Below are 12,709 nucleotides of genomic sequence, written 5' to 3' on the forward strand. Positions count from 1 at the left end.
TGGCAGGCAACGCCATCGGATCGCCGTTTGAGGGCCACAGCAGTGCGGTTAATTCAGTGGCCTTTAGCCCCCAGGGAGATCGCATTGTCTCTGGCAGCTTTGACCATACCCTCAGACTGTGGGACCTGGCAGGCAACGCCATCGGATCGCCGTTTGAGGGCCACAGCAGTGCGGTTAGTTCAGTGGCCTTTAGCCCCCAGGGAGATCGCATTGTCTCCGGCAGCGATGACAATACCCTCAGACTGTGGGACCTAGCAGGCAACGCCATCGGATCGCCGTTTGAGGGCCACAGCAGTTGGGTTAATTCAGTGGCCTTTAGCCCCCAGGGAGATCGCATTGTCTCCGGCAGCGTTGACAATACTCTCAGACTATGGGACCTGGCAGGCAACGCCATCGGATCGCCGTTTGAGGGCCACAGCAGTGCGGTTCTTTCAGTGGCCTTTAGCCCCCAGGGAGATCGCATTGTCTCCGGCAGCCGTGACAATACTCTCAGACTGTGGCGAGTGGGCACTTGGGAAGATGAGCTGCGCTACTGCTGCAATACGCTGATGCATCACACAGCGCTAGCTTTTCCCCAAACAGAGGCAGCGCAACACGCCTGTGAGGTGTGTCAACAGGTATGGACAAAGCAGCAATCAGCAGAGTTTCTAGTCGCACAGGGCAATGCATTAGCTCGGCGAGGTGAAGTAGATAAAGCTACCCGCAAATACACCCGAGCCAAAGACCTCGATCCTGCCCTAACCATCGACCCAATCGCCCGCGCCCAAGAATTAGCCGACTGGTCGCGAAGCCCTACAGCCCCACCGTAATAATTCACAACTTTCCGACTACCAGCGCTATTGGACTGAGAGAACAATTAAGCTGGCGGATGGCGTCCGATAAGTAGTAATAGCTGCCGTAAGTTCACGTTGCCGATCCGATTGACCTTGAGAGCAGCAACAGTTGCTCTACCTATTGCTGTAATCCCCAATATCTCGGAAAGGTCGGGACTCCAGACAAAATGATCGTACCAGCTCTGCTTTCTCGGATTATAAAGAGGAACAACTGTTCGACTCAACTCGTCTATTGCTTCGGTCTTCGTATATTTGTGTCCGTTGCAGCCACCACAGGCAAATGCCAAATTGTTAATCTCTGTTTTTCCGCCCGTGCGACTGGCACAACATGCTCGCAGGAATATACTGCCTAGACATGTACTGGAGGCGTCTGAATTTCCAACTGCTTCATGACTTCATCGACAGACACCTGACGAAGCTGAGCAAGCGCGATGAGGTGCTTTAGCCGCTCTGCACTCGCTAGCTCGACAACATCAATTAGATCCAAAAGAGTCTGATGCTCTTCCGGTGAAAGGGTTTTATCTCTAAGTTTGGCTTGCAGCTCATCATAGTGCTGCTGAATTGTGGCTGGAGGACCTTGATTTATTTTTTGAATGAGTACCGTTTCAGAAGTCGGTAAATTACTGCGGCTAGCCAAAATTGAACCGACTCTAGATAAGAAATGCGTGAGTTCAGGTGTATCTAGCTGAGCAACACCTTCTAAAAGCTGCTCTGTATCAATATTGACTTCTGACGTGACTTGGACTTTTGCCATACCTGGTTTCCCTCAACAGGAAATCTTTCACTGCCTAATTTTTCTGCCTATTCCGATATTAGCTTGAATCAATCGGCAGGAATAGACAGTAAAATCTGACCAGAAGGCAGTCCTGTAAGGTGTGCAAACAAGATATGGACGTACCCAAACGGTTCATCAGCTCAATCGCAGATGTTCTCAAAGGGGGCAATCTGCGTCTTCGAAATTTTTCAAGATTGACAGTAGAAGAGGCCATATCACGTCAGGCGCTTGATTGATATGGCCTACACCTAGCTGCCTATGTTTTTACAGTTAGCCTTATGCGGTGAATTTTCTAGAGCTGGCCTCCGGTCACGTCGATCAAAGCGCCTGTCATAAAGCTGCTGTCCTCAGCCGCTAAGAACACATAGGCAGGGGCTAGCTCTTCTGGCTGACCAGTGCGCTTCATGGCGTTGGCGCTGTCAAATCCATCGACTTGATCTTCTGGCATGGTTGCTGGGATATTGGGTGTCCATACCGGGCCTGGAACAACCGCGTTTACTCTAATTTTTTTCTCTGCCAGGTTTAGCGCCAGCGACTTTGTAAACGTATGCACAGCGCCTTTACTCGCCGTATAGTCTACCAAGAACTTCTTGCCCTGCTTACCGATAATAGAGCCTGTGTTGATAATCACATCGCCTGCTTTCAAGTGGGGATAGGCGGCTTTGAACATGTGGAAGTAGCCGAAGATGTTGGTCTCAAAGGTTTCGTGAAACTGCTTGATAGTCAGCTCCGAGATATCTTCTCTCACCATTTGAAAGGCCGCGTTGTTGACTAGAATGTCGAGCTGCCCAAACTTTTCGACTGTTTGTTTAACGGCGTCTTCGCATTCTTCGGGGTTGCGGACGTCCATCTTGATTGGCAGGCACTGACCGCCGCGTTCTTCGACGAGCTGTTTGGTCTTGGTCGCATCGTCGTCATTAGCGTTATATAAAATAGCGGTGTTGGCTCCCTCCATAGCGTAGGCGATCGCCACTGCTCGCCCAATGCCAGAATCACCTCCTGTGATAATTGCTACTTTGCCAGTCAGCTTGCCAGCCGCCTTGTAGTTGGATAAATCACTATCAGGCGCAGGTGTCATATCGGCTTGGCTAGCCGGATAAGCAAGCTGCTGTCCAGGAATATCTTTGGGCTTAGGACGTCGTTCTGATGTTGTAGACGTATTAGACATAGCAAATTTTGATAGTTAAGTCTTCGCCTTTCAGCATAGAAGACTCTTTTTTGGCAAATCTCTATCAAGGGTGACAGCTCACCTGAAAATCAGGCCGACAAAAGACAGAACTTTCTAGCTGTAGCCAACGCTGGGTGCAGGCTCAAAGAGAAGACTACGCCTACGTGTGCTGGCTGCCCACGTAAGCTAGCTCAATAGGCCAAACAGTTGCCACCTGCGACTGTGACTAGATCCCAAGATCTAACTGTGCCATCGTATCCACCACTGATTAGCGTATCGCCCGCATCGCTAAATGCGACAGAATAGACAAACCCAGAATGGCCGTTCAGCGTACAGAGCACCTCATTTTTTTGCCAGTCCCAGATTTTAATAGTCTCGTCATAGCTAGCACTAGCCAGTAGAGTTCCGTCGGGGCTAAAAGCGACATCAGCGACGACAAGATCGTGACCCCTTAGGGTCTGCGTGAGCTGAGCATTTTCCAAATTCCAAATCCGAATGGACGCATCAGCGCTACCGCTAGCGATATAGCCTCTACTGTTGACAGCAAGACTCAAAATGCGTTCGGCGCTGTTTTCTTTACTATTTTCCTCACCGGCTTCTTCTGAGGCTGAGGCAGTTAGGGTGCGTGTGTTTTGCCGCTGCGCTACGTCCCAGATGCGTATAGCACCTGCCTGGTCGCCACTGACTAATAAGTTAGGGTTGACTGGGTGAAAGGCGATCGCATTGATCTGAGGGCCGATGGCGTTGAGTGTACTAGCGCCAGGGAGCTCGCTCTCGCTGGCTAAAGCGTTGCCTCTAGTGCTGCTGAGGATCTCGTCTAAGGCCCAAGTTTTGATAGCGCCATTGCCGCTACCCACGGCAAGCGTGGTGTTGTCTAGACTGGTAGCAACGCTCATAATTCGACCGGCGTTGCCAGGCAGAGTCGCAATCAAATCGGCGCTGGGTAAGCGCCACAGGTTAACATCGCCGCTGCCGCTACCCGTGATCAGCTGCTGGCCGTCTGTTGTAAAAACCAGGTCGTTTACTCTGCCTTCATGGGCAAGCGACCTAGCTACCTCAGCATCATTTCTATTCCATAGCTTAACCGTGCTGTCGTAGCTGCCACTAGCGATCAGTGGGCTAGTTGCCTCAGCCGCTACGCTCAAGACCGTTGCCGCATGCGATCCGATAGTTCTGACAGCGCTGCTCTGGGTGGAAGCTTGATCTTGCATTTCTAGCGGGGAAATAACTCTGCCATCACCCCCGCTCCAATCAGATATCCATAAAAACGTGCCACCGAGGCTTGCGACTACACCCGCTGATATCAATACGGCGAAAAATGGGAACAGGTTGCGATTTTTCGGGGCCATTTTCAGGAAAAACTACTTAGGAGAACGACAGAGAAGCTGAGAAAAGCAAGGAACACAAGATCAACTGTACAGGGGCTGCCTGTGTAAATACTGATTCAGCACTGCGTCTTCAGTGAAAATTCATAGGTGCGAATTCATAGGTGACAGATTCGTCAGCGCTAGATCTTGGGCACTAGATCGATAGGTAATACACAAAGATTGATCGGCGATATGCAAGCGATTCCTGATTTGATTTTGATATACCGCTTCCGAGTGAGAGGAAGACGTATTACAGTCTAGTAAGACTGAAGAACAAGCCAGCGAATAAGTTATGAGATTTGTAGTTGATCCGGCGATCGCCACCAAAATTGCGCGGATGAAAGAGCGAGTCCGCTGGCAGCATCCTGCTTGGAAAGAAGCAGGGGTGGACCAGACCTGTTTAGAAATTGTTGACAGGATTACTGAAGAGAACCAAACCACCGCAGAAAACAATCAAGACTTCTCCTTTTTGGTTGTTGGTGATAGCGGCACTAGTCGACATGTGAGGGATAGTCCACAGCGCCGGGTGACAAAGCGATTGCTGCAGCACTCATCTGAGTGCGACTTTATCCTTCATACGGGTGATGTTGTCTATCTGGTTGGCTCTAGCGAGCAGTATCCAGATAATTTCATCAAACCGTATCGGGAGTTTTTAGTGGGCGGTAAAGAGTCTCACAAAATTCGCTTTGACCAAATGGTTTTTAAGCTGCCTTTCCTGCCGGTGCTAGGCAACCACGACTACTATGACTTACCCTTGGTTTCAGGTATCTTGAGCAAGGCGCTGACCCCCATTCGCAAGCTGCTGCGTCGCCGAATTAATTTTGATGTTGGCTGGCACGGATCCTATCAAGGAGAAGGCTTTGCGAGAGCTTTCCTAGATTTTGCTGAACCGCTGAGCCCGCGTCAGCTCAAGGCGCATTTACAGGCGCACTATACTGCCAAAAAAGGGACGGGCTATTGCCTGCGCTATGTGCCAGGTGAATTCACGCGCTTGCCCAATCGCTACTACACCTTTCGTAAAAACGGGATTGATTTTTTTGCGCTAGATAGCAACACATTTAATGCGCCGCAGCCGTTACCCCCTACTGAGGAAGGCTTTGCGCTGCGCGAGAAGATTGAAAAGCAGCGCGATGAGCTCGATGAACAAATGCGATCGCTTGCCCTAGAATCTGCTACTCTCAACACCGACATTCCTGAGCAGTCTGGCCGCTCTGCTCGGATCTACGCCAAGATGGAGCAAATAGACGAGCAACTGCAGGATATTGATAAGCAGCTCAACGCCTCTTTGGAGAACACCACAGTTGATACAGAACAGTTAGACTGGCTGCGCGATCGCCTGATTGCCTCCTGGCAAGATCCTACCGCCAAAGGCAGAGTCCTGTACTTTCACCATCCCCCCTATGTGACCGAAAGCACTAAGTGGTTTCAGGGACAAACGCTTGCCGTTCGCGTTCACCTAAGAGAAGTGCTTGATGACGTTCAAAGAGAGATCAAAGAGTATACGAGGCCGCTGGTCGATCTTGTCTTGAGCGGTCATGCCCACTGCTTTGAGTATTTGAAGACTTTAGAGACCGGACACGGCGATCGCACCATTCCCTGGATTGTTTGTGGGGGTAGTGGCTTTAGCCTGCGCCGACAGAGAAAGGAGGGTGCGGTTTTAGAAGAATTCGGTGAGCCTGTTGCTAAATGCCATCTATTTATGGGGCGCGAAGGCCATGGGAGTAAAACCAGACGTCCCTATACTGCGCTCCGGGTAGATGTAAAGTATGGCGGCCAAGCAGGTGATTCTCAAGCAGGCGAGACGGAGAGCAGCCCAGACAATCGACCCCAGTTCGTTCTACGCACGCTGGTGGCAGAACGGTTTGATAGCAAGTGGAAATCATACGAGCTCGATCCAATCGTATTATAGAAATTTGTAGCAATCTAGAGCGGCGAACGCTGGATGCAGGTTGCTATAAATCAGATATGAGAGAAATCAGGTATGAGAGGGGGCTGGCTTGGAGCGCAAAGATTTTTCACTAACGGCGCTCGTGCCTTTGTGGACGCGGTGGATGCTGCACTGGCAGGGAAGTCGCTCTGATGGCAGTACAGCCCGGCTAGTGCAGGCGCTCTTTGGCCAGAGCTATGGCTGGCTATGTGCTGGAGCAGGGCCGATTTTACTAGCGATGAGGCTTTCTGACTGGCTAGCGATCGCGCCACTAGAAAAACCGACGCTGGCGAGCATGCTAAGCGCTCGTACTTTCTTTTTTGACAAAGCGCTGACGGCGGCACTGGCCTCTGTCGAGCAGGTGGTGATTCTAGGGGCGGGGTTCGACACGCGCCTGTTTGAACTTTGCAAGAGCCGAGAGCTGGGGCTATTCGAAGTCGATCGAATAGAGACACAAACAGTGAAGAGACAAGCGCTAGAAAAGAGCGGCATTGACGTGGGTGAAGTTAATTTTGTCGCGGTCGATTTTGCCTGCAAGAGCTGGACGCAGGTGCTAGTCTCCAATGGATTCGATCCGAGAAAGCGGACGTTTTTTCTATGGGAAGGTGTGACCTACTACCTGAGCGCAGCTGAGATCAGACAGGGGTTTGTTTTAATAGACGAAGTCTGTGGGGAGGGGAGCGTGATCGCATTTGACTTTTTCTCAGAGGCTTTAGTCGGTGGTGAAGGAATAGTTGGAATCGGTAGGGCTGCATTGGACTTCATCGGTGAGCCGCTGCGCTTTGGGGTGAATGTGAGTCGGGGGATAGAAGCTGGCCTGTCTGAGCTGATGGTAGGCACTGGGTTAGCGCTTGATAGCGTGCAGGTGGTAGATTCCTGGATCGGTGAAAAGCCTATGCCTGGATCGACAGATGTGTTGGGTGGCTTTGCGATCGCCAGGAAACAAAATCATCGGACAGTAGCAGAGTCGCAATCAAAGTAACATTTACTGTACTTTGTTGTTGTATATTTCAGGTCTATTTTTGTTCGTATAGCTGACTTCAGATATATTTAGGCGCTAGCTAATTTTCTCTCTAATGATAAGGATTTCACCATTAGAGTTTTACCTAGCCTCTCTCGCGTCTGATGATAAAGATAGAAAATACTGAGTTCTCTCGAAGAACTTGGCAGCTCAACTATTATGCAATTCTAAGCGTTTGCTAATCTTGCAGTATTGGTCAAAGCCTTATGTTTATAGGTGTTCAGAGATATCTGGACTTTATTTCGACTGAGGCTTATCTGCCAAGGCAACATGCTAAGAGAGACTAGGGCGCGAATAATTCATCAGCTAACTTATCGACAGTCGGTTACAAAGGATCTGATTGTACCAGGTGCGCTAATTATCGGACTTGTCTGCTTGATCCGATTGAGCGGATTGCTACAAACGCAAGAATGGATGAGCCTAGATACGTTCTCTCGCTATTGCCCTAGGTCTACAGCGGCGCTTAGGGTAACGCTGGTCACGATTGATGAAGAAGACTACCAAACAACAGGTGTTCCTATCTCAGCAGAGATCCTAGCCCGAACACTTCAACAGCTACAGACCTATCAGCCTAGGGCGATAGGTTTAGATATCTCTAGAGATTTGCCTAGAGGAGAAGAGTATTCTGTATTGAGCGATGTTTTGACTGCTATGCCAAACGTTATTGTCGCTGAGATTGCGCTGAGCGAGGCAGCTAATATGAATGTTGCACCGCCTGATGATGTCCCGCCAGAACAGATAGGATTTGCTGATGTGGCCATCGATCCTGACGGTAAGCTGCGGCGAGTAGTGCTAGCAACCCGAGATGATGCGGGGGTTCAAAAATATTCTTTAGCCTCTCGGCTTGCCCGCTATTACCTTCGTACGAAGATGAACGCAGAGGTTGGCTTTGATGCTGAAGCTAGTGCTAGATCTAGGACTGAAGAAGATAGGGCTGCTAATCCTATTAGATTTGGCTCAGCGACGCTACCGAGGTTTCGTTCTAATTCAGGCGGATATATTCGTGCGGATGACAGTGGAACCCAAATGCTGCTGAACTTTTGCATGCTGCAGCAATCTTATGAAACAGTTTCGCTTCGCTCTCTTTTAGCTGGAGAGATCGATCCACAGCGACTACGCGATCGCATCATTATTGTAGGAAGAGCCGCCATAATCGCCAAAAATAGCTTTATCACCTCAGCAGCGAAAACAACGCTTCATTCTACGCAGTCGTCTACTCAACACCCAACCAAAATCATCTATGGTATCGAGGTTCATTCTCTAGTGGTTCAACAGATTATTAGATCTGCTTTAGAAGAAGACTGCGCGCTACGAACCTGGCCAGATTTAGTGGAATATATCTATATCGTGTGTTGGGGTTTAGTCGGCGTTGCGATCAGCGTGACTCTTCGATCGCCTTGGAAGAGCGTCTTGGCACTGAGTATAACCACGCTGGTCTTGATTTCGATTAGCTATGGGCTTTTGATTCAAAACGTCTGGACGCCGGTTGTGCCAGCAGTGCTAGCGCTTGTCGGCGCGGGCTTAACCACCGCATTTTTCGATAGAGATATGCGTTTTGAGCTAGCCCAAAGACGTGCCACTATCGAGCGCACCTACGAAGCTGTCCACAACGGCCCTTTGCAGCGGCTAAGTGCCTTATCTCGCCAGATCAATTCTCACCAGACTAACAGCACAGTAAGCTTGTCGCGAGAACAGGTAGAACATCAGCTGCGATCGCTTAATACCGAAATGCGAAATATCTTTGAGACGATGCGCCAAGAGACCTTTAGTCATCGTGACAGCCTATACATAGATGACAGCACATTCCTTGACTTGCAGCAGCCGATTAGTGATTTACTCTATCAGGTCTATGAATATACGCTCAATCAGCCGTTACCGGGGTTCAGACAGATTCGAGCTTTTATCACACCTATTTTTGAAAATTTTTCAGAGGCTCGTCTGACGCTAGAAGACAAAAGAGGACTTTGTTTATTTCTGCAAGAATCTCTCTTGAACGTGGGCAATCATGCCATGGAAGCGACTCGGCTGGATGTCGTTTGTCTCTTTGAGCGCGATATCTATAGGCTACAAATTGTTGACAATGGAGTAGGACTTGACTCTTCTGGGCCAGCTAGACAGGGCACACGTCAGGCAATTGCGATCGCCCGGCAGCTAAATGGAGAGTTTCAGCGCAGACCTTACCAGCCGCGAGGGACGCTCTGCGAACTGAGCTGGCCAAAGCGGCGTTCAAAAAGACTCAGGTAAAAAAGCATACTTTCTACAGTCTCTCTACAGTTCAAAACCTCTTTACGACAATTCAAACCCTTTTAACATAATGCAGCCTTTATCCAATGCAGCGCCTGCCAACATAGCGCCTGCCAGTCATCTTCCTCAGCGCTTTTTACTAATCGATGATCACGAGGCAATTTTAGCGGGACTGTTACCTGGAATACAGCAGCGCTATCCAGCGGCCAAAATTGAAACGGCAGCTAATATTCAGGCGGCTGAACAAATTATCGCAGCTCAATTGCCTACGTTTGTCTTGGCAGATCTGATTTTACCGATGACACCGCAGTCTCTACCCACGATAACAGCAGGTACCAGACTTTTGGAACGACTATTAGAAAGCGATCTAGCCCCTAGCCTGATGGTATTTAGTATTAATATTCGCCCTTTGATCCGCCTAAAGTCGATGATTAATTCTTATCGGAGTGGTTTTGTGGCGATGGAAAAATCGGTGCCCCTACAGACTGCTTTGAACAGAGTAGATATCGCCTTGCAGGGATCTATCTATCTGCCGCCGGAGGTGCGATCGCGTCCTGAGATTGACAGCAGGTGGTTGAAGGTATTGACGCTGAAGTATCAGGAAGGGCTTTCTGACCGGGCGATCGCGCGGCAGATGGGTGTGAGCGATCGCACCATACGAAACTATTGGCTGCGAATTCAAGACGCGCTCCAAGTCAGAGACGACAGCCGCCAAGATTTACGCATTCAGATTCAGCTAGCGGCCCGCGAGGCGGGGTTGATTTCATAATTTGTTGGCTTTCAATGATGCTTTTCCAAAATCGGAAAGCTGTTTGCCGTGGTTCTTCGTGTATTTTCGTAGAAGCTAGGCCAGAATAGCTGTCAGCGAAACCGTACTAAACCTATTTTGATAGGTCCGATTATTGATGTTTCAAGCTACGCAAGAACGTCTAGGTACGCAGCCCCCTCGTCGGTCTCGCCTGCCTCAACTTCAGCACATTATGATCATTGCCGACCAGCCAGAACTTGCTGAGTCTCTGCAGATAGAACTTAATCGTGAAGGCTTTCAGGTCAGCGTGATTAGTGATGGGATTCGGGGGCTATTAGCGGTTCAGCGAGTGGCTACCGATCTAGTGGTTGTTGGCTGGTCTCCTCCAAGGATTTCAGGATTAGAGATCTGTCAACGCCTTCGGGCTAGCCAGGGTGAAGCACCGATTATATTGTTGACTGAACAAGACAATGTGAATGAGAGAATTGCCGGATTAGAGGCAGGCGCGAATGATTGTCTCTCGCTTCCTTGCGATCGAGAAGAATTGCTAGCTAGAATTCACGCTAATCTGTTGCGTAATCAAAGCTCTCGCCCAGAGTCTGCTGTCTTGCGGTGCGCCGACGTTCAGCTCAATCGCAGAACCCGAGAGGTCTTTAGGGGCGATCGCTTTATTCGCCTAACGGCTAAAGAATTTGATTTACTAGAGTATTTGATGTGCCACTACTTTCAGGTATTGACGCGATCGCAAATTCTTGAAAATGTGTGGGGATACGAATATATGGGAAGTTCTAACATCATCGAAGTCTATATTCGCTACCTACGGAGGAAGCTAGAGGCCAATAGCGAGATTCGCCTTGTGCATACTGTCCGTAGTGTCGGCTACATATTTAGAGAAGAGGGTACATTTTAGCTGATGAATCCGGCTCTGCGGGCCGCTAGCAGGATCTGTACTCGCAGATCCTGCCTAGGATCATCGTAGACCTGCAGGGCGTCTTGAATCCGAGTCCAATAGTTACGTACGGTGCGATCGCTGACGCCTAGTCGCTGAGCAATCGCCCGATCAGAAAGTCCCTCCTGATACTTTAGCTCTATTACCTTCAGCCACTTAGGATCAAACTCTACTCTAGCTCTCACCTCTGGCGGCAAGTGGATCGAACCTCGTAACGCAATTTCTACAGACTTCAGCATCGCCTGAATTGGAGCAGCTTTATTCATAGCGACAAAGCCGCCTTCGTATGAATTGATCAGCGACCTTAGCCGAATCAGCGGCTTTACATTTGTACTTAGCACCATCAAATTAGGCGCAGTGTCGCTTTGCATTAGCTTACTTAGCAACTGCATACCGACTTTGGACGTAGCGGACATGGTCGGTTCTATCGGTAAACTTAGATCCACGATAACTAAGTCTAGGCTCAGCTCACTGATCTGCTGCTCAGCAGCGCGTACGCACTGCGCCGTCAGAATCTCAGCGCCTGGATACTGTTGCTGTAGGGCTGGAATGGTCCCTTCTAAAATTGTCTCGTGATCGTCAACCACCAGAAATCGTTTGCCAACCATTTCTTGCTTTTCCCCTTTGCCTATCTCGAACTATCAACGACGCCATCTCCCTACTGTTGTCAATTTACAGCCCTGCTGGCTGGCAAAGTTAACCGTTGATTAAAATTCGAGCAACAAAAACGCACCTTAGTATTAGATACGATTTGAAAATGTTTTACCAAGCAGAGTACTAAGAAACAAAAATTAAATTCAGTGTTCTGTTAGTGAGTTGGTGGGTTATGTCTGGCTTCTTCGGAGCCTTTCTAGGTGTAGTGAGCACAGTGCGGAAGGCTATAGAAGAGACAGCTTATTTAATCCTTATCTCTAAGCAAAGTACCAGAATCAGCTTTAGAAAATCGCTAAAGACAAAACCACAGAGGTGCAGCACATGCTACTCCCCTGCGGTCCAACAATCAATCGATATCAGTCGTCTGACACCCTAACTATTTAGTTTGGTTATCTAGATGCTCTAAACGAGTTTCTTGAACGTTCTCAACACTTTTAGTCTGGTTGTCTAGGTGCTCTAGACGAGTCTTGTGAACATCGTTACCCCCAGCCACATCTTTTAGCTGATCATCAGAAAGCTCTGTATCTGTGACCTTCTTATTTTCTTCTGCCATTTTAATTACCTTGTATTTACGAACAGTATAGTTACGAACAGTGTGAGCGGCTCCAGACAGCGTCGCTAGTGCCTGAACCCCTGAGAGGGCGAGTCTTATGGAGTAGGCCACATTACTTCAATCAAAATCGATCGTGAACAACAAAACCTACTACCTTCAAACCAAAAGAAACAAGTTCAATTGCTACGCATCTCATTACCCAAACGCTAACGCGAAACATTCGTTTTTCAGCATTTCTAATTACAACTCTTAACCCAACAAAAGAAATCCTAAAAAGATTATGAGAGAGTCGTGAGAGAAGGGTGAGAGAGAACGAAAAGTTCTCAGAGAGTTCTCAGAAAGTAGCGATTTTGTTCTAATTTTTGTATCGATTCCAACAGTGATCGCGCTGGTAGTCGCTATGTTAAATTCACCTGAATAGTCAAACCTGCTATTACTTCAAAAGCGTTACCCACCCCCCTTTTTTATGC

The 12,709-nt window shown here is 48.9% G+C and carries 10 protein-coding genes and 1 pseudogene; 6 read left to right on the forward strand and 5 right to left on the reverse strand.

Going from position 1 to position 12,709, the window contains the following annotated elements; translation table 11 throughout:
* Window positions 1–809, forward strand: a pseudogene (locus tag IQ256_RS25920) (hypothetical protein); the annotation flags it as partial.
* Between the two features lie 373 nt (window positions 810–1,182).
* Here IQ256_RS25920 and IQ256_RS25925 read toward each other — a convergent pair.
* From IQ256_RS25925 to IQ256_RS25935, 3 genes are all read right to left on the reverse strand, one after another.
* On the reverse strand, window positions 1,183–1,587 hold the full coding sequence (locus IQ256_RS25925; RefSeq protein ID WP_193858593.1) for an STAS/SEC14 domain-containing protein: 405 nt from the start codon (window positions 1,585–1,587) through the stop codon (window positions 1,183–1,185).
* Window positions 1,588–1,900: 313 nt separating this feature from the next.
* Window positions 1,901–2,776: an SDR family oxidoreductase gene (locus IQ256_RS25930; protein WP_193858594.1), complete on the reverse strand. Its 876-nt coding sequence runs from the start codon at window positions 2,774–2,776 to the stop codon at window positions 1,901–1,903.
* A gap of 191 nt (window positions 2,777–2,967) precedes the next feature.
* Window positions 2,968–4,125, reverse strand: coding sequence for a WD40 repeat domain-containing protein (locus IQ256_RS25935; protein WP_193858595.1), 1,158 nt, complete (start codon window positions 4,123–4,125; stop codon window positions 2,968–2,970).
* 310 nt (window positions 4,126–4,435) lie between these two features.
* Here IQ256_RS25935 and IQ256_RS25940 point away from each other — a divergent pair, with 310 nt between their 5' ends.
* The 5 genes from IQ256_RS25940 to IQ256_RS25960 all read left to right on the forward strand — a co-directional run bounded on the left by IQ256_RS25940 (window position 4,436) and on the right by IQ256_RS25960 (window position 10,993).
* Window positions 4,436–6,052 carry a metallophosphoesterase gene (locus IQ256_RS25940; protein ID WP_193858596.1) on the forward strand — a complete coding sequence of 539 codons (1,617 nt, stop codon included), beginning with the start codon at window positions 4,436–4,438 and terminating at the stop codon, window positions 6,050–6,052.
* Window positions 6,053–6,140: 88 nt separating this feature from the next.
* Window positions 6,141–7,052 (forward strand): SAM-dependent methyltransferase, encoded by a 912-nt coding sequence (locus IQ256_RS25945; protein ID WP_193858597.1) that lies wholly within the window; start codon window positions 6,141–6,143, stop codon window positions 7,050–7,052.
* A 309-nt stretch (window positions 7,053–7,361) separates the two neighbouring features.
* Window positions 7,362–9,335 (forward strand): CHASE2 domain-containing protein, encoded by a 1,974-nt coding sequence (locus IQ256_RS25950; protein ID WP_193858598.1) that lies wholly within the window; start codon window positions 7,362–7,364, stop codon window positions 9,333–9,335.
* A gap of 70 nt (window positions 9,336–9,405) precedes the next feature.
* Window positions 9,406–10,104, forward strand: a complete 699-nt coding sequence (locus IQ256_RS25955; RefSeq protein WP_193858599.1) for a response regulator transcription factor — start codon at window positions 9,406–9,408, stop codon at window positions 10,102–10,104.
* A gap of 136 nt (window positions 10,105–10,240) precedes the next feature.
* The gene (locus IQ256_RS25960) at window positions 10,241–10,993 is read left to right on the forward strand and encodes a response regulator transcription factor (protein ID WP_370623550.1); all 753 of its coding nucleotides are present in this window, start codon (window positions 10,241–10,243) and stop codon (window positions 10,991–10,993) included.
* On the opposite strand, the gene IQ256_RS25965 is transcribed toward IQ256_RS25960, so the two are convergent.
* Complete coding sequence (locus IQ256_RS25965) at window positions 10,990–11,640, reverse strand: response regulator transcription factor (protein ID WP_193858600.1); 651 nt, start codon at window positions 11,638–11,640, stop codon at window positions 10,990–10,992. The genes IQ256_RS25960 and IQ256_RS25965 overlap by 4 nt on opposite strands.
* Before the next feature lie 422 nt (window positions 11,641–12,062).
* Window positions 12,063–12,350: a hypothetical protein gene (locus IQ256_RS25970; RefSeq protein WP_193858602.1), complete on the reverse strand. Its 288-nt coding sequence runs from the start codon at window positions 12,348–12,350 to the stop codon at window positions 12,063–12,065.
* Window positions 12,351–12,709: the final 359 nt, after the last annotated feature.

This window comes from cf. Phormidesmis sp. LEGE 11477 (assembly GCF_015207105.1).
Classification (GTDB): Bacteria; Cyanobacteriota; Cyanobacteriia; order Phormidesmidales; family Phormidesmidaceae; genus Phormidesmis.